This is a genomic window from Streptomyces sp. NPDC013157, from assembly GCF_042899865.1.
GTDB lineage: Bacteria > Actinomycetota > Actinomycetes > Streptomycetales > Streptomycetaceae > Streptomyces.
Window position 1 is genome coordinate 601,729 of record NZ_JBIBAK010000002.1, and the last position, 21,947, is coordinate 623,675.

Genomic DNA, 21,947 nt, shown 5'->3' on the forward strand with positions numbered 1-21,947 from the left:
CGGGGTCGACGACGGTCTGCTCAGCCAACGGGGTTCATCTCCTCGCGCGGGAGCGCCGGTTCGTTCATCCGGCGGTAGAGGTAGTAGGCGGCGCAGGCGCCCTCGCTGGAGACCATGGTGGCGCCGAGCGGGGTGCGCGGGGTGCAGGTGGTGCCGAAGGCCGCGCAGTCGGTGGGTTTGATGAGCCCCTGCAGGACTTCGCCGGCCCGGCACTCGGCGGGTTCCTCGGTGCGGATGCCGGTGACGTCGAAGCGGTGCTCGGCGTCGAAGTCGCGGTAGGCCTCGCTCAGCCGCCAGCCGCTGGCGGGGATGCGGCCGATGCCGCGCCAGGAGCGGTCGGTGACCTCGAAGACCTCCTCGATCATGCGGACGGCGGCCTGGTTGCCGTCGGCGCGCACGGCACGGGCGTAGGCGTTCTCCACCCGGTGCTCACCGCGCTCCAGCTGGCCCACCGTGCGGCGGATGCCCTCCAGGATGTCGAGGGGTTCGAACCCGGTGACGACGATGGGGACCCGGTGCCGTTCGGCGAGTTCGGGGTACTCGGCCATGCCCATCACGCTGCACACGTGTCCGGCGGCCAGGAAGCCCTGCACCCGGCAGGCGGGGGCGGTCATGATGGCCTCGATGGCCGGGGGGACCCGGACATGGGAGACCAGGAGGGTGAAGTTGGCCAGGCCGAGGCGCTTGGCCTGGTGGACGGCCATGGCGTTGGCGGGGGCGGTGGTCTCGAAGCCGATGGCGAAGAACACCACCTGCCTGTCCGGGTGGCGGCGGGCGAGCTGGAGCGCGTCGAGCGGCGAGTAGACCACGCGGACGTCACCGCCCTCGCCCTTGACCCGGAACAGGTCCCGGTCGGTGCCGGGGACGCGGAGCATGTCGCCGAAGGAGCAGAAGATCACGTCGGGGCGGGCGGCGATCTCCAGTGCCTTGTCGATGCACTCCAGCGGGGTCACGCAGACCGGGCAGCCCGGCCCGTGGATCAGCTCGACCTGTTCCGGGAGGAGTTGGTCGATGCCGTGCCGGATGATGGAGTGCGTCTGGCCTCCGCACACCTCCATCAGGGCCCAGGGCCGGGTGGCGGTGGCCCGGATCTCGTCCAGCAGCCGGCGGGCCAGCTTGGGGTCGTTGAACTCGTCGAGGTACTTCACCGGGCCTCGCTCCCCTCGGTCTCCTCGGCCGCCTGACGGGCCGCCTGCTGCCAGGCGTCGCCGAACTCCTCCTCCAGGAGCCCCAGTTCCTCGAAGAGCCGGAGGGAGGCCAGGGCCGACTCCTCGTCGAGGCGCTGCAGGGCGAAGCCCACGTGGACGATGACGTACTCGCCGACCTTGACGTCCGACACGTACTCCAGACACGCCTGCTTCTGCACCCCGCCGAAGTCGATCAGGCCGGTGAGCGGATCGGCGGTGTCGTCGATGCTCACGACTCTGCCGGGCACTGCCAAACACATGGGTCACTCCGTCTCGTCGCTGACTGCCTTGCGTCGGTCGTCGTCGGGTCGCTGCCCGTGGGCCGCGACCACCAGTTGCCCGAGCGCCAGTCCGCCGTCGTTCGGCGGGACTTCGCCGTGCCGCAGGACCGTGAATCCGGCGCCGTGCAGCAGGTCCGCGCTCGCGTCTTCGAGGAGCGCGTTGGCGAACACGCCTCCGGTGAGGGCGACAGTGGTCAGCCCGGTGGCCCGGCGCGCCCCGCGGCACAGGTCCAGGACGGCGCGGGCCACCCCGCGGTGGAAGCGGGCCGCGATCACCGGCACCGGAGTGCCGCGCCGCAGGTCGGCGACGATCGCGCGCAGCGCCGGGGCCGGGTCGAAGCGGTCGCCGAAGGGGTACGCGGCCGGCTCCGTGCCCCAGGCCGCGCAGGCCTGCGCCTCCAGCTCCAGGGCGGCCTGGGCCTCGTACCCGGCGCGGTGGCACACGCCCGCGAGGGAGGACACGGCGTCGAAGAGGCGCCCCATGCTGGAGGTGGCCACGCAGCCGACCTGGCTCGGCAACTGCCTCTCCAGCAAACGGAGTTCGTCGAGGGAGCAGGCGGCGACACTGGGCAGGTCGGCGTCCCAGGGCAGGCCTGCCGCCCACAGCCGGGCCAGTGCCGTCCGGCACGGGTTGGCGACGCCCGCGTCCCCGCCGGGCAGCGGTGCCGGGGCGAGGTGGGCGAGGCGCCGGAAGCCGGTGTAGTCGGCGAGGAGCACCTCACCGCCCCAGACGGTACCGTCCTCGCCGTAGCCGGTGCCGTCGAAGGCGACGCCGATGACGGGTGTGGTGCCGTCGAGACCCGCCTCGGCCATGGCGGAGGCGATGTGGGCGTGGTGGTGCTGGACGAGCACCGGTCTGCCGAGCGCCAGTCGGGTGGCTCGGCGGCGGGCCCAGGCGGTCGAGTGGTAGCCGGGGTGGCGGTCCGCGGCGACGGTTTCGGGGCGGATCCCGGTCAGCCGGCGCACGTGCCGTTCCGCCCGGACGGCCGCCTCCAGGGTGGCCAGGTCGCCCATGTCGCCGATGTGCGGCCCGAACCAGGCCAGGTCGCCCTCGCCGACGCACAGCGCGTTCTTGAGGTCGCCGCCGACCGCGAGTGCGGGCCGCACCGGGACCGGCAGGCGCAGCGGGCGGGGCGCGTATCCGCGGGAGCGGCGCAGGACCTGCTCGGTGCCGTCGGCGCGGACCCGCAGCAGCGAGTCGTCGCACGGCGAGGCGATGGGCCGGTCGTGGGCGAGCCAGGCGTCGGTCAGTCCGAACAGCCGGGTCAGCGCCTCGTCGTCGTCCGTGACGATGGGCTCCCCCGAGCGGTTGCCGCTGGTCATGACCAGGACGCGGGGGCCGGGCGGGTCGCCGGGGAGGCCGAAGAGGAGGGTGTGTACCGGCGTGTACGGCAGCATGACGCCGAGGTGCGGGCTGCCGGGGCAGACGCCGGGGGCGAGCCCGGCGGCGGGGCGGGGGCGGAGCAGGACGATGGGGCGCCGGGGGCTGGTGAGCGCGGCCCGCTCGGCCGTCCCGACCTCGGCGATCCGCTCCGCCTCGGCGAGGTCCGCGCACATCACCGCGAACGGCTTGTCGCCGCGCGCCTTGCGGGTGCGCAGCGTGTCCACGGCCCGGGCGTCGGAGGCGTCGCAGGCCAGGTGGTAGCCGCCGACGCCCTTCACGGCGACGACCCGTCCGTCGGCGAGCAGTTCTCGCGCCCGTGAGAGGGCGTCACCGTCGCGGGCGGCTCTCACCCCGCTGCCGGCGGCGGGCACCAGCCGCAGCCGGGGGCCGCACTCCGGGCAGGCCACCGGCTGGGCGTGGAAGCGGCGGTCGGCCGGGGCGTCGTACTCCCGGGTGCAGGCCGGGCACATGGGGAAGCCGGACATGGTGGTGACCGCGCGGTCGTACGGCATGCCGGTGGCGATGGTGAAGCGGGGGCCGCAGTGGGTGCAGGTGATGAAGGGGTGGCGGTGCCGGCGGTCGGCCGGATCGGCCAGTTCACGCAGGCAGTCGGCGCAGGTCGCGGTGTCGGGCGGGAGGAGGGTGCGGCCCGGCGCGGACTGCTCGGTGGCGCAGATGGTGAAACCGTCCTCGGCCCCGGTGGCCGGTACCTCCTCGACGGCCACGGCCGTCACGGTGGCCAGCGGCGGCGGCTCACCGGCGAGCCGCGCGCAGAACCGCTCGACGCCGGCCGCCGCGCCCTCGACCTCGATGAGCACCCCGCCGGCCGTGTTGCTGACGAACCCGGTGAGCGCCAGGTCGGCGGCCAGCCGGTGGACGTACGGGCGGAAACCCACGCCCTGTACGGTCCCGCGCACCGTGACGCGTCGGCGGACCGCCGCCGTCGTCGTGGGCGCCGTCACGAGGCGGTCGGGGCGTGGACGTGGCCGTGCGGGTGCGGGGCGAGCGGCGGCCGGTGCGCCGGGGCGCCGTCCCGTGCGGCGAGCACCCGCTCCAGGATCGTGTCGACGCCTTCCCCGGTGCGGGCGCAGGAGCGCACGATCTCCACCCCGGGGTTGACCCGCCGCACCTGCTCGGCGAAGGCGGTCCCGTCGAAGCCGGCCGGTCCGGCGAGGTCGGTCTTGGTGAGCACGACCAGGTGCGCGGAGCCGAAGGCGGTGGGGTACTTGGCGGGCTTGTCCTCGCCCTCGGTCACCGCCATCAGCACGATCCGCAGGTGCTCGCCGAGGTCGTAGGAGGCCGGGCAGACCAGGTTGCCGACGTTCTCCACGAACAGCAGCGCGGTGTCCGGCGGCAGCCAGCCCTCCAGGTGGCCGCGGACCTGCCGGGCCTCCAGGTGACACAGCCCGTCGGTGAGCAGTTGTTTCACCGGCGCTCCCGAACGGGCCAGGCGCTTCGCGTCGTTCTCGGTGGCGAGGTCGGCGGTGAAGGCGGCGACGGACACGCCCCGCTCCCCCGCCCGGGCCAGCACCCGGGCGAGCAGTTCGGTCTTGCCGCTGCCGGGGCTGGAGAGCAGGTTCACCACCCCGACGCCGCGCGCGGCCAGGTCGCTGCGCAGGCTCGCGGCCAGGCCGTCGTTCCTGGCCAGGACGGCCCGGGTGACCTCCTCGGACTGACACATGGGGACTCCGCTCTGGTGATGCCGTTCGTCTGCCGCGGGCCGGTGCGGGCTGGACGCGCCCGCGCGGCGGTAGCCGCACATCGGTTCGGCCCCGCACCCCCGACGGGGCGCGGTTCCGCAGCCGGCTTCACCGGGTCCGCTCAGCGATCCTCCGCGCCGGTGGCGGTTGTCGGCGGGCGACCGGCCGCGGCGGGGGCCGCGGATTCCTCCGGGCGGTCCAACGCGGGCGTCGCCAGGGGGTCCGCGAGCAGCGCCGGGACCAGGGTGTGCAGCGCCGTGACGGCCCGGCCGACCGCGTCCCGGACGGGTGCGCTCAGCCCGGGGGCGATGTCCTCGTCGCCGCGCGGCAGCTCCCCGGGCTCACAGGCGAGCACCAGGACACGGGGCAGGGCCTCCTCGCCGAGGTGTGCGGCGAGGGCGAGGACCTTCGCCGGGTCCATGCCGTGCGCCTCGGGCGGGGCCGCGGGGCGGCCGTCGGGGAGTTCGGGCTCGACGAGGGTGAGGGTGCCGGGGCGCTCGCCGCGGGCCGCCGCGTCCACGAGCACGACCACCGGCCAGCCGTCGAGCAGCGCGTAGGCGAGGTCCATGCCCCGGATGCCGTAGTCCCGGACCTGCGCCTCGGGCGGCAGCGGGCGCTGCTCCAGGGCGCGGATCACCTCCGGGCCGAACGCGTCGTCGCCGAGGAAGATGTTACCGACGCCCGCCACCAGCAGCCGCGTCACCGGACACCGCCCGGGACCTTGCGCACGAAGTCGGAGCGCAGCGAGTGGTAGGCGGCGTCCGGGTCGAAGAACAGGGCGTGCATCCGGGCGAGTTCGTCCCTCCGGTACGCGGCGAGCGGCCGTTCGTCCTCGTCGGCCCGGCGCGCCGCGGCCTTGGCTGCGATCCGGCGGTCGAGATCCGCGGTGCCGGCGAGCTCGGCCGCCAGCCGCTCGACCTCGGCGCTGAAGCCCTGCGCGGGGACCGGCAGCAGCCGGTCGACGAGCCCGGTCCGGGCGGCGGCCGCGGCGCTGACCGGCCGGGCCTCCTCCGTCAGCCGCCGGGCGGTGCCGGCGCCGACGCGGCGGGGCAGCGAGTACGTCCAGAACTCCGAGCCGTACAGGCCCATCCGCCGGTAGTGCGGGTTGAGGACCGCACCGGCCCTGCACCAGACCTCGTCGGCGGCGAGGGCGAGCATGACGCCGCCGGCCGCCGCGTTGCCGCCGAGCGCGGCCACGACGAGCCGGTCGGTGGTCCGCAGCACGGCCTCGACCAGGTCGTCCATGGCGTCGAGGTTGGTCCAGGACTCCTCGGCGGGGTCCGGGGCGGCCTCGATGACGTTGAGGTGGATGCCGTTGGAGAAGAAGTCGCGCCGGCCGCCGAGCACCAGGACCCGGGTGGGCCGGGCGAGGGCGTACCGGTAGGCGGTGAGCAGGCGCCGGCAGTGGTCGGTGCTCATCGCGCCGCCGGGGAAGGAGAAGCTGACGAGGCCGACGTCGCCGTGCTGCCGGTAGCGGATGTCGGTCCAGGTGCGGCGGTGCGGGGGCAGTTCCAGCGGGGCGGGGCTCTCGGGGAGGTCCGGGGCGGCGAGGACGTCGGTGGCGGGGCGGCGGAAGGGGGCCGGGTCGCCGGAGTTCCTGCGCGGGCGCAGCTCGGGGATCCAGACGGCGCCGTCGCGGGTGGCCCGGCAGACCGCGCCCGCCCGCGCCGCCAGCAACTCGCCGGGTTCTCCGCGCAGTTCGTCCTCCGGGTGGCCGCCGTGCAGGAACACCTCACGGCCGCGGAGTTCGTCCAGCACCCCCGGCTGCGAGTCGGCCCCGCGCAGCTTGCGCAGCACCGTCGCGGTGTCGTCGGCCGCCCAGTCGATCCGCCGCCGCTCCTGCCGGAAGACGTCCCGCCAGACGACCTTGGCGTGGATCGCGGGATCGCTCTGCGGGCGCGGCTTGTACGAGCCGTCCGCGTACCGTCGTACGGCCCGGTGGACGGCGGTGAGGGCGGCGTCGGCGGCCTCGTTGCGGTAGAGGTCGCTCTTGCCGACCGGCGCCACCGAGAAGGTCTCGCTCGCCCAGACCGCGCCCGCGTCCATGGCCGCCTCGGCCTGGAGGACGGTCACCCCCCACTCGGCAGCCTGTTCGGCGACGGCCCAGTCGAGGGAGGAGGGGCCCCGGTCGCCGAGCGGTCCCGGATGGACGATCAGGCAGGTGTGCAGCTGCCAGACGTCCTCCGGGAGTGCCGTCCTGAGCATCGGCGCGACGATCAGGTCCGGGCACCGGTCCCGTACGGCGCGGCGGACGGCGTCGGGGCCCTGGCCGGCCAGGACGACGTCCACCCGGTGGCCGAGGTCGGAGAGTTCGGCGTGGACCCGTTGGGACAGGCTGTTGAACGCGCTTGCGACGAGCAGAATGTCCATGGTGCGGCATATTCGCCGCTTCAGCGGCTCCCGGGAAGGACCCGCGCGGCGTTTCGCCGGCCGTCCTGCGCCGCGCGGTGCTTCCCCGCCTGTTCCGGGCGCCCTTCCCGCGTCCGGAACGCCCACTCCATCCCGGGCTCCCTCACCCACCGGAAGACCCGGCGCACGGGCGGCGTGCACAGCAGGGTCACCACCACGGCGGCGACGACGGCGGCGGTCACCGCGCCCAGCGGGCCGCGCATCCAGTCCGGGTCGTACCAGTGGGCGGGCTTGGCGCTCTGCGCGACGAAGCCGTGCAGCAGGTAGCCGTAGAGGGTGCCGGCGCCGAGGGCGGTGAACCAGGTGCGGCGGCCCGGGACCCAGGCGAGGAAGCAGGCGGCCAGCACCAGGGAGCAGCCGAAGGTGGCGAGGGTCATGACGGGCCCGTACCAGGCGGGCACGCCGAGCTGCTCGGCGCTGTCGCGGTGGAAGAACCAGCGGTAGCCCAGGTGCGACACCGACCAGTACGCCACGGCGAGGGCGCAGCAGACGACGGGCACGGCGCACAGCCGCACGCTCCAGCGGCGCACCAGGCTGAAGTGCTCCGGCCGCAGGTACAGGCCGAGCACGAAGTACGGCAGGAACTGCAGGACCCGCTGCAGGTCGAGGTCGGTGCCGATGGACGACGACAGGCTCGCGAGCATCGCTGTGGCGAGCGCGACGGGCAGCGGCCACCGCAGCTGCCGCCAGATCGGCGTGGTCAGCCGCCAGATGAACAGGGCCGCCAAAAACCAGGTCAGGTACAGCGGGTTCAGCAGGCTGATCTCGCGGTCCGGGGCGTGGTCGCTCCAGCGGGTGAAGAGGGTGTAGGCGACCTCGAACACCACGTAGGGCACGGCGACCGAGGTGACCAGCCGCCTGATCCGGGCCGGGCTCGCGTCGAAGCTGCGGGAGAAGTACCCGGCGATGACGATGAACACCGGCATGTGGAAGGCGTACACGAACGTGTAGAGCGCGGTGACGGTACGGCTGTCCTAGCGCAGCGGCTCCCAGGCGTGCCCGACGGCCACCAGCACGATCGCCAGGTACTTCGCGTTGTCGAAGTAGGCGTCCCGGCGGGCCGCCGGGGGGCCGCTGCGGATGGCCGGGGCCGGGCGGGGCGGCTCCGGGCGGGGCGGCGGGACCGATGTGCGGTCCGCGGTGGACTCGGGGGCCGTGTCGACGGGCGACGACGTGACGGCCGTGGTTGCTGTGGCGCGGGAGCCGGACAGACCGGAACACCTCTCATGGGGCATGTGCTTCGGGGAGCGGCGGGAACGGGGCGGTACTCCGGTCACGCTGCTCTCCGGAATCCGCCCGGGGTAAACCCGTCGTGATGTTCAGACGTCGGAGCGGGAAACAGAGACCGTCCGCCGGGCACGTGACGCGAGGATGGGGGGCGCCCGTGCCGACCGATCCCTCTTTGGAGCGTGCCGCGTGACGTCGTCGGACCGTGTCTCCGAACGATTCCGGGAACTGCTGGACACCCGCCCGGAGATCCTGCGGGAGGCCGCGGAGGACTTCGGCCACCTGGTGTGCGCACCGCCGCTGGGCGTGCTGCGGCCCCGGTCGGCGGCCGGGGTCGGGGAGGCGCTGGCGTATGCCGGGCCGCGCGGGATCCCGGTGGCGGCGCGGGCCGGCGGTCATTCGATGTACGGCCAGGGGCAGGCGCGCGGCGGGATCGTCCTCGACCTGCGCGAGCTGGGCACGGTGGGTCCGGTGACCGGGGACCGGGTGGAGGTGCAGGCGGGTGCGCTGTGGCGGGACGTGCTCGCGGCGACCCTGCCGTACGGGCTCGCGCCCCCCGTCCTCACCGACTACCTCGGTGCCGGTGTCGGCGGTGTGCTGAGCGTCGGCGGGCTGGGTGGCGCGAGTCACCGGCACGGCCTGGTCGCGGACTCCGTGCTGGAGCTGGAGGTGGTGACCGGCGCCGGCGAGCACCTGGTCTGTTCGCCGGAACGGCACGGCGCCCTCTTCCACGCGGTCCTGGCCGGCCTGGGGCAGGTGGCCGTCATCGTCCGGGCCACCCTGCGCCTGGTGCCCGCGCCCGCCCTGGTCCGCCGCTACTGCCTGTACTACCCCGTCCTCGACGCCTACCTGGCCGACCAGCGCCTGCTGGCGACGGACCGGCGCTTCGCCCACCTCGAAGGCCAGGCCCGCCCGACCGAGGACACCGCCGACGACTGGACGTACATGGTGGAGGCGGTGGCCGCCCACGAAGGAGCGACCCCGCCCGACGACCGGACCCTCCTCGGTGGCCTCTCCTTCGTCGCCTCCGAGGTCGAGGACCTCGGATACGCCGAGTTCGCGAACCGGGTCGCCACCGACGAGGAGGTCCTGCGCGCGACCGGCGAGTGGCTGCACCCGCACCCGTGGCTGAACCTCCTGCTCGCCGAGGACACCGCGGCGTCCGTCGTGACCGACGTCCTCGCCGCCCCGGGCTTCCGGGACCTGCGCGACAACGGCCTGGTCCTGCTCTACCCCCTGCTCACCCGCACCCTGCGGGCCCCGCTGTTCCGCCGCCCGCGCGGCGAGGTCGTCCATCTCCTCGCCCTGCTGCGCACCGCCGCCCCGGGCACGGCCGACCCGATGGTGGCCGCCAACCGCACGGCGTACGAGCACGCGCGGGCGAAGGGCGCGGTCGCCTATCCGGCCAACGCGCTGCCGATGTCCCCCGGTGACTGGCGGGAGCACTACGGCAGCCGGTGGAGTGCCCTGGCCGAGGCGAAGCGCCGCCACGACCCGCAGGACGTCCTGGGCCGGGGGCACGGCATGGGCTGGTGAACGGCGTCGCCGAAATTCCGTGCCCCGGGGTGTCGATTGCGCGGGGTGCCGTTCGTCGGTGGGGTGTAGGAAGCTCTTGAGGACCGGGAGGAACGATGAAGTACATGCTGCTGGTCTGCGGCGACGACACCGCCGACGCGTCCGGGATGGCGCCGGTCGAACCCTGGGTGGAGGAGCACGGCGTCCGGAGCGGGGCGCGGCTGTACGGCCACCGGCTGCAGCTGCCGGACCGGGCCGTCACCGTGCGGGTGCGGGACGGCGAGGTGCTGCGGACCGACGGACCGTTCGCGGAGACCAAGGAGTACGTGGCCGGGTTCGACGTCGTCGACTGCGACAGCCTGGAGGAGGCCGTGCGGATCGCCGCCGCACACCCCGTGGCCACCATCGGGGCCATGGAGGTGCGCCCGTTCTGGGACGAGGGGCTCATGGAGGACGCGGAGACGGCCGTCCGCCGTCTCGACGCCGAACTGACCGCGGCCGCCCACGACCGGGACGTCGACCGGATGGTGGCCTGCTACGCGCCCGACGCGGAGGTCTTCGGGCCGGCCGGTGCGGAGGTGCAGTCGGGGATCGGCGCGCTGCGCAAGGCGGTCGAGGCGTGGTTCGCGAGGCTGGCCGGGCCGGTCCACCGCGAGGTGCTCGAACTCCGCGTGCGGCCCGGGGAGGGCAGCACCTTCAGCCACGCCCTGGTCCGGATCCACGGCACCCGGGTGACCGGGGAGCCCCTGGACCGGGTGGTGCGTGCGACCACCGGCTACCGGGACACCGGTTTCAGCTGGCTGATCGCCCATGAACACGTCTCGGTGCCCCTGGAGGCGAAGCGGTCATGAAGTACGTCATGTTCATCTGCACGCCCGTCGGCGGCGAGGAGCTGAGCCCCGCCGAGATCGCCGAGGACCCGCGCTTCACCTCGTACGTCCAGGAGGTGCGCGGCCGTGACGTCGTCAGGGGCGGTGCCCGGCTGCGGCCCGGCGCCGACGCGACCACCGTGCGGGTCCAGGGCGACGAGGTACTGCTGAGCGACGGGCCGTTCGCCGAGACCAAGGAGTACATCGCGGGCTTCGACGTCGTCGAGGTCGCCGACCTCGACGAGGCGATCGCGCTGGCCGCACGGCACCCCGCGGCGCTCGCCGGCGGCTCGGTAGAGGTCCGGCCGGTCTGGGAGTGAGCACCACGGACGAGGTCGAGGCGGCCGTCGCCGCCGCGTTCCGTGAGGAGTGGGCCCAGGTCGTCGCCACCCTGATCCGGGTGACCGGCGACTGGGACCTCGCCGAGGAGTGCGCGCAGGACGCCTTCGCCCAGGCGCTGGAACGGTGGCGGGGCGACGGAGTGCCGGGCCGCCCCGGCGCCTGGCTGACCACGACCGCCCGCAACCGCGCCCTGGACGTGCTGCGCCGGGAGGCGGTGGGGGCCAGGAAGCTGCGGGAGGCGGCGGTGCTGGCACGGGACGAGGAGCCGTACGACCCGTTCGATCCATACGATCCGTACGGCCCGTTCGGCGGAGGGGACGGCAGCGGCGTGGCGGACGACCGGCTGCGGCTGGTCTTCACCTGCTGCCACCCGGCGCTGCCGATCGAGGCCCGGGTCGCGCTGACCCTGCGCACCCTCGCCGGGCTGACCACGCCCGAGATCGCGCGCGCCTTCCTCGTCCCCGAGGCGACGATGGCGCAGCGGCTGGTGCGGGCCAAGCGGAAGATCCGCAACGCCGGCATCCCGTACCGGGTGCCGCCGGCGCACCTGCTGCCCGAGCGCACGACGGGCGTACTCGGCGTGCTGTACCTGCTGTTCAACGAGGGGTACGCGGCCACGGCCGGCGCCGACCTGCTGCGCACCGGCCTGTGCGCCGAGGCGATCCGGCTGGCCCGGCTGCTCGCCCGTCTGATGCCCGACGAACCGGAGGTCGTCGGGCTGCTCGCGCTTCTGCTGCTGCACGACGCCCGCCGGGCCACCCGGGTGGACGCGGCGGGCGACCTGGTCACCCTGGAGGACCAGGACCGCACGGCCTGGGACCGCGCCGAGATCGACGAGGGCACCGCGCTCCTGGACGGCGCGCTGCGCAGGGGCCGCCCCGGCCCGTACCAGATCCAGGCTGCCATCGCCGCCTGCCACACCACCGCGCCGGCCGCCGCCGACACGGACTGGGCCGACATCGCCGGCCTCTACGGCGAACTCCAGCGGTACGTTCCCTCGCCCGTGGTCCGGCTGAACCGCGCGGTCGCCGTGGGCATGGCCGAGGGCGGGGAGGCGGGGCTCGCCCTGGTGGCGGAGCTGGAGGCGGAGGACGACCTGAGGGGCTATCACCTGCTGCCCGCGACCCGTGCCGACCTGCTGCGCCGCCTGGGGCGTACCCGGGAGGCGGCCGAATCGTACGCGCGTGCGCTGGAGTTGGCGGAGAACGCGGCGGAGCGCCGGTTCCTGGCGAAGCGGCTCGCGGAGTGCCGGTCGGCCTGAGCGCTCCGCCGGGTTTGCCGCGACATGCCGTCTGCCGCGCCGTCGTGGCTGGTCGCGCAGTTCCTGGGCCCCTTCGGGCGCTGCCGAACCGCCGCGGACTTCGCCAAACCCGCTTGGGCGCCCGGGGGTTCGCCCGAGGCCCAGGCCGGGGGTTGCCCCCACGGTGGATGCGGCAGCCCACCGGAGTGATCGCGGGGCGGGCCGTGCCTAGCGTGATGACCCATGGCAAGGTTCTCCCTGAAATCCACCCTGGCGTCATCGGTGGCGGCGCTCGTGCTGGCCTCCGCCCCGGCGGCCCTCGCACGGTCGTTGCCTCCGGCGGCGGCCGAGCGCTGCGGTCCGCGGGACGGCGTCCGCGAGGCGCTGACCCGGCTGACCGCCGACGACCGCATCGCAGGAGCCTCGGTGCTCGCCCACGGCCCGTGCGGGCGCTGGACCGAGGCCGCCGGTACGGCCGATCTGCGCACCGGCCGCCCGATGAACGCCACCGACCGGCTGCGCGTCGGAAGCGTCACCAAGACGTTCACCGCGACGGTCGTCCTGCAGCTCGCCGCCGAGCACCGGCTCACGCTCGACGCCACCGTCGACCGCTACCTGCCCGGCCTGATCGACGCCCACGGCTACGACGGCCGGCGCATCACCGTACGCCAACTCCTGTGCCACACCAGCGGGTTGGCCGACTATCTCGACGCACCGGAGTGGGAGCACCCCGAGCGGCTGCGGTACCGCCACTTCGAGGCGGCCGAGTTGATCGCGCGGGCGCTGCAACTCCCCCGCCCGGAGGGGTCCTGGCACTACGCCACCACCAACTACCTGGTCCTGGGCCTGATCGTCCAGAAGGTCACCGGGCACGCTCCCGAGGACGAGATCAGCCGCCGGGTGATCCGGCCGCTCGGGCTGCACGACACCTCCTGGCCGGGGGACGCGACCCGTCTCCGAGGGCCTCACTCCCACAGCTACTTCACGTCCGGCGACGGACGGCGCGCCGACGGCACCGACTGGAACATGTCCTTCGGCGGGGTCGGCGGTGCCCTCGTCTCCACGCAGGGCGATCTCACCCGGTTCGCCGCCGCGCTGCTCGGCGGACGGCTGCTGCCCGCGGCGCAACTCGCCGAGATGGAGCGGACGGTGGCCGCCGATCCGGACCGGCTGTGGCCCGGTGCCCGGTACGGCCTGGGGCTGATCTCGTCGCCGCTGTCCTGCGGCGGGGTGTGGTGGGGGCACGCCGGGACCGTGCCCGGCGGGCATCGTGTGCTGGTCGCCGTCGGCCCCGGTGGCCGAAGCGTGGCCGTCGCCCTGAACCAGGTCCCGGACAGCCTCCAGGCCGAACTGGACTTCCAGGACCTCGTCGACACGTCCCTCTGCGACAGCGAAAGGACCCCCGCATGACCGGCTTCGCGGCCACCGCCGCCCTGGCCCTGGCGAGCGCTCTCGCCCTCGGCACCGCACCGGCCGCCACCAGCGCCCCGGACCCGCTGGCCCGCTACCACCACCAGCACCTCACCTGGAAGAGCTGCGTGCTCGGCCCCGACGACGACACCGGCAAGGACCTCGAGAAGGCGGGCGCCCGATGCGCCGACGTCACCGTGCCGTTGGACTACGACGACCCGGGCGGCCGTACGATCACGGTCGCCGTCTCCCGGATCAGGGCCACCGACAAAGCCCACCGCGTCGGCGCGCTGCTGCTCAACAGCGGTGGCCCGGGCGGGCAGACGCTCGGTGACCCGCCATGGGTGCGCGAGGCGATGAAGGACACCGGCAAGCGGTACGACGTGGTCGGCGTGGACCCCCGTTTCGTCGGCCGCAGCACGGCCATGGACTGCCACTGGCCCACGGGGTCGGCGATCCGCGGCCCGGGGCACGACCGGGCGGGCTTCGACCGCTCCACCGCCTTCGCCCGGGAACTCGCCCGCGACTGCCGGAAGTACGAGGGCGACGTGCTGCCGTACGTCACCACCCGGAACACCGCGCGGGACATGGACGTGATCCGCGCGGCGCTCGGTGAGCGGCGGATCTCCTACCTCGGTTACTCGTACGGCACCTACCTGGGCGAGGTGTACGCCACCATGTTCCCGGCCCGCACGGACCGGGTCGTGCTGGACGGCGTGGTCGACCCCGCCCGCTACGGCCCCCGCCTGCTGCGCGGTTCGGAGCCCGCCAACCGGCACGCGCTGCGGGACTGGGCCGCCTGGGCCGCCGCCCGCGACACGACGTACGGCCTGGGCCGCAGCCGGGACGCGGTGCTGGCCGTCGTGGACCGGATCCAGGCCGCCGCCGGGCGCGCGCCGCTCCGGGTGGGCGGCTACCGGGTGGACGAGAGCGTCGCTCCGATGGTCGTCTTCAGCGGCCTCTCGCAGGACGACGACGCGGCGTACGGCGACCTCGCGGCGGCCGTCCGCGACCTGCGGGACGCGGCCCGCGGCGGGACGGTCGACCCGAGTCCGTGGCTCGCCGACACGCTCGGCTTCACGCTGACCGGTTCCGAGTCGGCGTACGGCAGTGTGCAGACGGCCATCCTGTGCGGGGACGTCGCCGCGCCCCGCGACCCGGAGACGTACTGGCGTGACGTCCGACGGGCCCGCGCACAGGACCCGTTGTTCGGTCCCGTGACCAACAACATCGGGCCGTGCGCCTTCTGGGACCCGCCGCGCGAGCGCCCGACCACGATCAGGGACGACCTGCCGGCCCTCCTCGTCAACGCGACCGGCGACCCGCGTACCGTCTACGCGGGCGCGCAGGCGGTGCACCGGGACTGGCCCGGCTCCCGCCTGGTGACGCTCTACGGCGCGGACCAGCACGCGGTGTTCGGGGTCTACGGCAGTGCCTGCGCCGACGCGGCGGTCGACGCGTACCTCGCCTCCGGCAGGCTGCCGGCGGCGGACGTCACCTGCGCCGCGCGTCCTGTGCCAGCGCCCTGAACTCCTCCCATCGCACCCGGGGCCGGGGCAGGCCGCGCCGGCGCAGGTAGCGGTCGGTGGCCCGCCTCGTGCTGCGGAGCACGCTCACCGCGTCACTCACGCGGCCCGACCCCATCGGCTCCACCACCTTGCCCGGGGCCAGCACCCATCCGGTGCCGACCGCCCGCAGTTCGCCGCGCACGAGCGCGTTGTGCATGTGGTTGAGGCGCTCGTCGTGCCGGTGCACCAGCAGGGCGGCGGGCCCCGCGGCGGCCGGGCAGTCGGCCGGTACGTCCACGGCGAATCCCTCGCCCGTGGGCACCGGCCGGGTCCGGGCCAGTACCGGCGCGCCGGAGGCGTCGCGTGCGGCGAGCACCGCCGTCGGGAAGCGGGCGAGCTGCTCGGCGCCGACCAGTTCACCGGCCGGCGCCGCGGGCGCGGCGGACAACGGCAACGGCGGCCGTACGACGACCTGTTGCGGCGTGACGGTGATCAGCAGGCGCAGGTAGTACCAGTCCATCACCAGCCGCATCGGCGCGGTGACGTACGCCCTGCTGTGCGGCTGCCGCTCGAACAGCATCCGCCAGTAGTCCTCGGCGCCCTCCGGCCCGGTCATGATCTCGTCGGGGCACTCGGCGTGGCCGCCGACGAAAATCTGCGGGGCCCTCTCCAGGCCGCTGCCGGTGGGGTCGGAGAAGAGCAGCGCGACACGGCCGTCCCGGCGGATGTTCAGGGCCTTCTGCGCGAACGCCAGGGAGGTGCTGAGCAGCAGCGTCCCGTCCGGGCGGCGGCGCACGGCCGTCGGCCAGGCGAGCGGGGTGCCGTCCCGGCCCAGGGTGGCGAACTCGCAGGTCCGGTAGGCGTCGAGGACGTCGAGCGGGGCGGAGTCGAGGAGGGCCATGTCTACTCTCCGTCCAGCGGGGCACGCATGCTGCGGCGGTAGGCTGCGTACTGGCGGCGGCCGACGGCCCGCCACAGCAGCCGGCCGATGAGCGGGACCTTGCCCAGGAAGTAGGCGCTCTCCTCGGGGGTGGCCTCCTCCAGGATCGCGCCGAGGGCCAGCATGCGCTTGTTCTTGGGCAGCCCTTCCAGGCCGCGTTGTCCCACCAGTTCCCACTCCGGGACGGTGAGGTGCTCGGCGACCAGCGGGAGCAGCGACTGCTCCTCCTCGTCGAGGTGCTCAAGGAGCGCGATCCGGTGCGCGTCCAGGGCCAGCGCCAGTTCCTCGGCGGGTATCCGGTCTCCGGACCCCTCCCACACGGGCGTCCACTCGGCGACGGCGGTCAGGGTGCGGTCGATCGCCTCGTGCTGCTCGGTCATCCGGTCCACCAGCGCCTCGTCGTGGGCGGCCCGGTCCCGCAGCAGCGGCCAGATCAGTTCGTCCTCGGCGTGGTGATGGTGGTGCAGGCCGAGGGTGTAGTCGCGCAGTGCGGCGGCGACCCGCGCCGCACGGGCCCGGTCGCCGTCGGGCACGGCGCGCACCAGCCGGGGCAGCAGCGCCGACTCGCGGCGGAACACCCGGTGGACCACGATCATTTCGTGGGTGTGAGGACGATCGGCGGTGGTGGGGGCGCCGTGGCTGCTGTTGAGGGACACGCTTGCTTGCTCCAACGATCTGATGTCTGCGTCGGCCGCCCACCGTGGCCCACCCCTCTTGGCGTCCGCTTGGCGGCCGGCTTGGCGGTGGGTGCGGCGGCCGGCCCGGCGGCACGGCCGCGTCCAGCCCGCGTTTAACGTCTGTTGACGGGATCGACGCGGCGCTCGGGTAGATTCCGGCGGCGTGCTGCGTTTGCGAGTCCTGGGTCCGCTGGGTGCCGAAGTCGCCGGGACACCGGTCGAGTTGGGTGCCCCGCGGCAGCGCGCCGTGCTGGCCCTGCTGATCGCGGCCCGGGGCGGTGTCGTACCGGTGGACCGGATGACGGACGCGCTGTGGCGGGGTGAGCCGCCGGCCAAGGCCGGTGTGTCGCTGCACGCCTATCTGTCGAACCTGCGCCGGTCGCTGGAACCGGGACGGCCGCCGCGGGCGCCGGCCACCGTCCTGGTCACCGTGGCGCCCGGGTACGCCCTGCGGCTGGCCGCGGACGCGGTGGACGCCTGGCGGTTCGAGACCTGGGTCGGGCGGGCCCGTACCGCCCCGGCCGAGGAGGCCCGGCAGCTGCTGGCCGAGGCGCTGGGCTGGTGGCGGGGGCCTGCCTTCGCCGAGCACGCGGACGAGGAGTGGGCCGCCGCCGAGGTGGCCCGGCTGACCGGGCTGCACGCGGAGGCCCGGGAACTGGCCGTGGCCGCGGATCTGCGGACCGGCCGGGCGGCACAGGCCGCGGCCGACGCCGAGTCGCTGGTCCGGGACAGCCCCCTGCGCGAGGAGGGCTGGCGGCTGCTCGCGCTCGCCCAGTGGGCCTGCGACCGGCAGGCCGACGCCCTCGCCGCGGTGCGCCGGGCCGGAGCCGTCCTGCGCGACGAACTCGGCTGCGATCCGGGGCCCGCCCTGCGGGAGTTGGAGCACGCGGTGCTCAACGGGCGGCTCGACGTGCTGCGCGCGGCCGTGCCCGAGCCCGTAGCCGAGCCCCCCGCGCGCACCGGCCCCGGTCTGTTCGTCGGCAGGGGCCGGGAGTTGCGGGCCCTGGCCGGGGCGGCCCGGGCCGCCCGCGAGGGCGGCGGACTGGTGCTGGTCACGGGCGCGGCCGGCGCCGGCAAGTCCGCGTTCCTCGACCGGGCCGCGGCCCGGCTGCGCGAGGCCGGCTGGCGGGTGGTGGTCGGGCGCTGCCCCGAGTACGAGGGCGCACCGCCCGCCTGGGCCTGGGTGGAGGCGCTCGGCGCGCTCGCCCGCGAGGTGCCGCCGACCGGCCCCGAGGAGCTGGCGGTGCTGCTGCGGGAGCCGCAGGGCACGGCGGCCCCGAGCCGGGACGACGAGGCCAGCGCCGGCCGCTTCCGCATGCACCGCGCCTTCGCCGACTGGCTGCGCGCCGCGGCCTCCCAGGCGCCCCTCGCCGTCCTCCTGGAGGACCTGCACCGGGCGGACGCCGAGACCCTCGCCCTGGTCGAGGCGGCGGCCGCCGTCACCGGGGTTCCCCTGCTCACGGTCGCCGGTTACCGGCCCGCCGAGGTCGGCGAACACCTCCTCAAGACCCTCGCCCACCTCGCCCCGGACGCCCCGCACCGGATCGCGCTCGGCGGCCTGCCGCTCCAGGACACCGCCACCCTGGTGGACGCCGTCTGCGGCGCGCCCGTGGATCCGGCGACCGTGGCGGCGCTCGCCGAACGCACCGGCGGCAATCCGTTCTACGTCCTGGAGAGCGCCCGGCTGCTCGCCGACGAGGGCGCCCTCGTCGCGGTCTCCGAGGTCCCCCAGGGGGTGCGCGACGTGCTGCGCAGGCGCCTCGCCCTGCTGCCCGCCGCAGCCCGGTCCGTGGTACAGCTCACCGCCGTGCTGGGTCTGGAGGCCGAGGTCGCCCTGCTCGTCGATGCCGCCGAGGCGGACGAGGAGCAGGTGCTGGAGGGTCTCGACGCGGCGCTCGCCGCCGACCTGCTCGCCGAACCCGGGCCCGGCCGCGTCCGGTTCGTGCACGCCCTGGTCCGCGACACCGTCTACGCGGACCTGTCCGGCGCCCGGCGCTCCCGGCTGCACGCCCGCGTCGCGCGCCTGCTGCGCCACCACCGGCCCGGTGAACTCACCGCCCTGGCCCACCACTTCGCCCGTTCCGGCAGCACGGCCGACGCCCCGCTCGCCATCGACTACGCGCTGCGCGCCGCCGAGGCCGCCGAGCGGCGCTACGCCCACGACGTCGCCGTCGCCCTGATCCAGCAGGCGATCGACACCCGTACCGCGACCACGGGCGACGACACTCCGCCCGACCGGCTGATCGAGCTGCTGGTACGGCTGCTGGGCGCGCAGGTGCGCACCGGTGCGACCGACGCGGCCCGGCGCACCCGGCAGCGCGCGGTGGAGCTCGCCGAGCAGGCCGACCGCGGCGACCTGGTCGCGGCCGTGTACGGGGCCTGGACCGAGCCCGCGGCCTGGCGCAGCCGGCTCGAAGGGCCGTACGACCGGACCGCTCTGGCCCGCCTCGAACGGCTCGCGGCCGATCCGGGGCTGGACGGGCCGACCCGGGCCCGGGTCCTCCAGGTCCTCGTGGACGCGGTCGCCGCCGAGGACCAGCCCCGGGCCCTGGAGGCGGCCCGCGCCCAGCTGGACCTCGCCCGTGCCGACGGCGAACCCCGGCTGATGGCCGCCGCGTTGATGACCTCGGCACGGCTGCTGCCGCACGAGAACCGGACCGGCACCCGGCCGGCGCTCACCGCCGAGCTGCGGGGCCTCGCCCAGGCCCACGACCTGCCCGCCTATCGCTGGGTCTGCGAGAACCTGGACGCGATGACGGCCGCCGCCCGCAACGACCCGGCCGCCGTGCACCGGCACACCGTGGAGGGCCTGGTCCTCGCCCGCCGCTACCGGCTGGTGTGGGCGCAGGGGCTCAGCGCGGCGACCTCGGCGATGCTGGCCTGCGTGACGGGGCGCTTCGAGGCGGCGGAGGCCGCCTATGCCGAGGCGGACACCCTGCTGCAGCGGGTGGGCGCCCACCACGCCACGGGTCTGCGCACGCTCGGGCTGATCACCGTGCGGCTGGTCCAGGAGCGTGCGGCCGACGTCGAGCCGCTGGTCCGGGCGGTGTACGAGTCGGCGCCCGGCCAGGTCGCGGTGGCGTGGGCGCTGGTCCTGGCGCGCCAGGGCAGACTCGACGAGGCCCTGGCCGTACCCGTCTCCGCGGAACCGCCACGGGACCATCTCTACGGCCTGGAGCTCGACTTCCGCGCCCAGCTCGCCGTACTCCACGAAGACCACGGCGCGGCGGCCGCCCTCCTCGGGCACCTGCGGCCGCTGCGGGAGCAGCTGGCCGGCGCCGCGGGCGCGGCGTACGCGAGCCGACCGCTCGCGCACGCCCTCGCCGACCTGCACCGGCTGCTCGGCGAGGACCGGGCGGCGGCCGAGGGCTACGCGCTGGCCGAACGCACCGCGCTCGCCTGGGGTTCGGCCCACCTCGCGGCCGACACCCGCCGGGCCGCGGCGGACCTGGCCGAGACCCGGGCGCGCCGCCGCACCTTCGCGACCTGACGACCCGGCACCGGGCCACCCCCGTCGTCAGCCGCCGAGCGCGGTGTCCACCACCGCCTTGGCCTCCTCCTGCACCCGGGCCAGGTGGCCGGGACCCTGGAAGGACTCGGCGTAGATCTTGTAGACGTCCTCGGTGCCGGACGGGCGGGCGGCGAACCAGGCGTTCTCCGTGGTCACCTTGATGCCGCCGATCGCCGCGCCGTTGCCCGGAGCCTCCGTGAGGACGGCGGTGACCGGCTCGCCCGCCAGGGTCTCGGCGGTGACCTGGGCCGGGGAGAGCTTGGCGAGGAGGGCCTTCTCCTCGCGGGTGGCGGGGGCGTCGATGCGGGCGTAGGCGGGTTCGCCGAAGCGGGCGGAGAGGTCGGCGTAGTGCTCGGACGGGGTCTTGTCCGTCACGGCCGTGATCTCGGAGGCGAGCAGGGCGAGCAGGATGCCGTCCTTGTCGGTCGTCCAGACCGAGCCGTCCCGGCGCAGGAAGGAGGCGCCGGCCGACTCCTCGCCGCCGAACCCGATGGCACCGCTGACGAGTCCGTCGACGAACCACTTGAACCCGACCGGGACCTCGACCAGTTGACGGCCGAGGTCGGCGGCGACCCGGTCGATCATCGAGGAGGAGACCAGGGTCTTGCCGACGCCGGCGTCCGCCGCCCACTGCTCGCGGTGGCGGTAGAGGTAGGAGATGGCGACGGCGAGGTAGTGGTTGGGGTTCATCAGGCCGGCGTCGCGGGTGACGATGCCGTGCCGGTCCGCGTCGGCGTCGTTGCCGGTGGCGACGCGGAACTCGTCCCGCTTCTCGATCAGCGAGGCCATCGCGTACGGCGACGAGCAGTCCATACGGATCTTGCCGTCCCAGTCCAGCGTCATGAACCGCCAGGTGGGGTCGGTGTACGGGTTGACCACGGTGAGGTCCAGGCCGTGCCGTTCGGCGATCCGGCCCCAGTAGGCGACGGAGGCGCCGCCGAGCGGGTCGGCTCCGATGCGCAGCCCGGAGGCCCGGACCGCGTCGAGGTCGAGGACGCTGGGCAGGTCGTCGACGTAGACGCCCATGAAGTCGTAGCGGCCGGTGGTGGGTGCGGCGAGCGCGCGCTCGTACGGGATGCGCCGTACGTCCTTCATCCCGCCCGCGATGATCTGGTTGGCGCGGTCCTGGATCCAGGAGGTGGCGTCGGAGGCGGCGGGGCCGCCGCTGGGCGGGTTGTACTTGAAGCCGCCGTCGGCGGGCGGGTTGTGCGAGGGGGTGACCACGACGCCGTCCGCGAGACCGGTGGTGCGGCCCCGGTTGTGGGTGAGGACGGCGTGCGAGACGGCGGGGGTGGGGGTGTAGCCGTCGGCGCTGTCGACGAGGACGGTGACGCCGTTGGCGGCGAAGACCTCCAGCGCGGTGACCTTGGCGGGCTCTGACAGGGCGTGGGTGTCCGCGCCCAGGAAGAGGGGGCCGTCGGTGCCCTGGCCGCTCCGGTACTCGCAGATGGCCTGGCTGGTGGCGGCGATGTGGTCCTCGTTGAACGCGGTCGTCAGCGACGATCCGCGGTGTCCCGAGGTGCCGAACGCCACCCGCTGGCCCGGGTCGGACGGGTCGGGGTGCAGCGCGTAGTAGGCCGTGACCAGCCGGGCCACGTCGACGAGGTCCTCCGGAGCCGCCGGCCGGCCCGCTCGCTCATGCGGCATGAGTCCACTTCCTCCGCAGTCGTTGATCGATCGCTGGCCGCCCATCTTTCCTTGTCAGCGGCCACGAACGCGAGTACGGCACCGGCCGCGCGCCGAAGAC

At 74.9% G+C, this 21,947-nt stretch carries 16 protein-coding genes and 1 pseudogene; 7 read left to right on the forward strand and 10 right to left on the reverse strand.

The features are described from left to right. Positions 1-20: 20 nt before the first annotated feature. The 7 genes and pseudogenes from hypD to ACFY6U_RS08170 all read right to left on the reverse strand — a co-directional run bounded on the left by hypD (position 21) and on the right by ACFY6U_RS08170 (position 8,196). Complete coding sequence (gene hypD / locus ACFY6U_RS08140; protein ID WP_390035834.1) at positions 21-1,148, reverse strand: hydrogenase formation protein HypD; 1,128 nt, start codon at positions 1,146-1,148, stop codon at positions 21-23. After that, complete coding sequence (locus ACFY6U_RS08145; protein ID WP_390035836.1) at positions 1,145-1,447, reverse strand: HypC/HybG/HupF family hydrogenase formation chaperone; 303 nt, start codon at positions 1,445-1,447, stop codon at positions 1,145-1,147. The genes hypD and ACFY6U_RS08145 overlap by 4 nt, the downstream gene beginning before the upstream one ends. A 3-nt stretch (positions 1,448-1,450) precedes the next feature. After that, positions 1,451-3,814: a carbamoyltransferase HypF gene (gene hypF, locus ACFY6U_RS08150; protein WP_390035838.1), complete on the reverse strand. Its 2,364-nt coding sequence runs from the start codon at positions 3,812-3,814 to the stop codon at positions 1,451-1,453. Then, on the reverse strand, positions 3,811-4,533 hold the full coding sequence (gene hypB / locus ACFY6U_RS08155) for a hydrogenase nickel incorporation protein HypB (protein WP_390035840.1): 723 nt from the start codon (positions 4,531-4,533) through the stop codon (positions 3,811-3,813). The genes hypF and hypB overlap by 4 nt, the downstream gene beginning before the upstream one ends. Before the next feature lie 140 nt (positions 4,534-4,673). Then, entirely contained in the window at positions 4,674-5,255 is a 582-nt protein-coding gene (locus ACFY6U_RS08160; RefSeq protein WP_390035842.1) for a hydrogenase maturation protease, read from the reverse strand. After that, positions 5,252-6,922, reverse strand: coding sequence for an enoyl-CoA hydratase-related protein (locus tag ACFY6U_RS08165; protein WP_390035844.1), 1,671 nt, complete (start codon positions 6,920-6,922; stop codon positions 5,252-5,254). The genes ACFY6U_RS08160 and ACFY6U_RS08165 overlap by 4 nt, the downstream gene beginning before the upstream one ends. 20 nt (positions 6,923-6,942) lie before the next feature. Beyond that, a pseudogene (locus ACFY6U_RS08170) lies at positions 6,943-8,196 on the reverse strand (acyltransferase family protein). A 181-nt stretch (positions 8,197-8,377) separates the two neighbouring features. Here ACFY6U_RS08170 and ACFY6U_RS08175 point away from each other — a divergent pair. The 6 genes from ACFY6U_RS08175 (at position 8,378) to ACFY6U_RS08200 (ending at position 15,093) form a co-directional block, all read left to right on the forward strand. After that, entirely contained in the window at positions 8,378-9,724 is a 1,347-nt protein-coding gene (locus ACFY6U_RS08175; protein ID WP_390035846.1) for an FAD-binding protein, read from the forward strand. 95 nt (positions 9,725-9,819) lie between these two features. Beyond that, positions 9,820-10,554, forward strand: coding sequence for a nuclear transport factor 2 family protein (locus tag ACFY6U_RS08180; protein ID WP_390035848.1), 735 nt, complete (start codon positions 9,820-9,822; stop codon positions 10,552-10,554). Beyond that, on the forward strand, positions 10,551-10,892 hold the full coding sequence (locus tag ACFY6U_RS08185; protein WP_390035850.1) for a YciI family protein: 342 nt from the start codon (positions 10,551-10,553) through the stop codon (positions 10,890-10,892). The genes ACFY6U_RS08180 and ACFY6U_RS08185 overlap by 4 nt, the downstream gene beginning before the upstream one ends. Further along, the gene (locus ACFY6U_RS08190) at positions 10,889-12,175 is read left to right on the forward strand and encodes an RNA polymerase sigma factor (protein ID WP_390035852.1); all 1,287 of its coding nucleotides are present in this window, start codon (positions 10,889-10,891) and stop codon (positions 12,173-12,175) included. Before ACFY6U_RS08185 ends, ACFY6U_RS08190 begins: the two co-directional genes overlap by 4 nt. Before the next feature lie 222 nt (positions 12,176-12,397). Next, on the forward strand, positions 12,398-13,564 hold the full coding sequence (locus ACFY6U_RS08195) for a serine hydrolase domain-containing protein (protein ID WP_390035854.1): 1,167 nt from the start codon (positions 12,398-12,400) through the stop codon (positions 13,562-13,564). Beyond that, positions 13,561-15,093 carry an alpha/beta hydrolase gene (locus tag ACFY6U_RS08200; RefSeq protein ID WP_390035855.1) on the forward strand — a complete coding sequence of 511 codons (1,533 nt, stop codon included), beginning with the start codon at positions 13,561-13,563 and terminating at the stop codon, positions 15,091-15,093. Before ACFY6U_RS08195 ends, ACFY6U_RS08200 begins: the two co-directional genes overlap by 4 nt. Here ACFY6U_RS08200 and ACFY6U_RS08205 read toward each other — a convergent pair. Beyond that, positions 15,059-15,973 carry a pyridoxamine 5'-phosphate oxidase family protein gene (locus ACFY6U_RS08205; RefSeq protein ID WP_390035857.1) on the reverse strand — a complete coding sequence of 305 codons (915 nt, stop codon included), beginning with the start codon at positions 15,971-15,973 and terminating at the stop codon, positions 15,059-15,061. The genes ACFY6U_RS08200 and ACFY6U_RS08205 overlap by 35 nt on opposite strands. 2 nt (positions 15,974-15,975) lie before the next feature. Next, complete coding sequence (locus tag ACFY6U_RS08210) at positions 15,976-16,668, reverse strand: hemerythrin domain-containing protein (RefSeq protein ID WP_390035858.1); 693 nt, start codon at positions 16,666-16,668, stop codon at positions 15,976-15,978. Positions 16,669-16,852: 184 nt separating this feature from the next. Here ACFY6U_RS08210 and ACFY6U_RS08215 point away from each other — a divergent pair, with 184 nt between their 5' ends. After that, complete coding sequence (locus ACFY6U_RS08215; RefSeq protein WP_390035860.1) at positions 16,853-20,179, forward strand: BTAD domain-containing putative transcriptional regulator; 3,327 nt, start codon at positions 16,853-16,855, stop codon at positions 20,177-20,179. Between the two features lie 27 nt (positions 20,180-20,206). On the opposite strand, the gene pgm is transcribed toward ACFY6U_RS08215, so the two are convergent. After that, positions 20,207-21,847, reverse strand: coding sequence for a phosphoglucomutase (alpha-D-glucose-1,6-bisphosphate-dependent) (gene pgm, locus ACFY6U_RS08220; RefSeq protein ID WP_390035862.1), 1,641 nt, complete (start codon positions 21,845-21,847; stop codon positions 20,207-20,209). Positions 21,848-21,947 lie beyond the last annotated feature (100 nt).

What these genes read in the sequence shown, in the direction of transcription:
- hypB (WP_390035840.1), bottom strand. Translation starts at nt 4,533, where the DNA reads ATGTGTCAGTCCGAGGAGGTCACCCGGGCCGTCCTGGCCAGGAACGAC.
- ACFY6U_RS08180 (WP_390035848.1), top strand. Translation starts at nt 9,820, where the DNA reads ATGAAGTACATGCTGCTGGTCTGCGGCGACGACACCGCCGACGCGTCC.
- pgm (WP_390035862.1), bottom strand. Translation starts at nt 21,847, where the DNA reads ATGCCGCATGAGCGAGCGGGCCGGCCGGCGGCTCCGGAGGACCTCGTC.
- ACFY6U_RS08200 (WP_390035855.1), top strand. Translation starts at nt 13,561, where the DNA reads ATGACCGGCTTCGCGGCCACCGCCGCCCTGGCCCTGGCGAGCGCTCTC.
- ACFY6U_RS08185 (WP_390035850.1), top strand. Translation starts at nt 10,551, where the DNA reads ATGAAGTACGTCATGTTCATCTGCACGCCCGTCGGCGGCGAGGAGCTG.
- ACFY6U_RS08145 (WP_390035836.1), bottom strand. Translation starts at nt 1,447, where the DNA reads ATGTGTTTGGCAGTGCCCGGCAGAGTCGTGAGCATCGACGACACCGCC.
- ACFY6U_RS08205 (WP_390035857.1), bottom strand. Translation starts at nt 15,973, where the DNA reads ATGGCCCTCCTCGACTCCGCCCCGCTCGACGTCCTCGACGCCTACCGG.
- ACFY6U_RS08195 (WP_390035854.1), top strand. Translation starts at nt 12,398, where the DNA reads ATGGCAAGGTTCTCCCTGAAATCCACCCTGGCGTCATCGGTGGCGGCG.
- ACFY6U_RS08165 (WP_390035844.1), bottom strand. Translation starts at nt 6,922, where the DNA reads ATGGACATTCTGCTCGTCGCAAGCGCGTTCAACAGCCTGTCCCAACGG.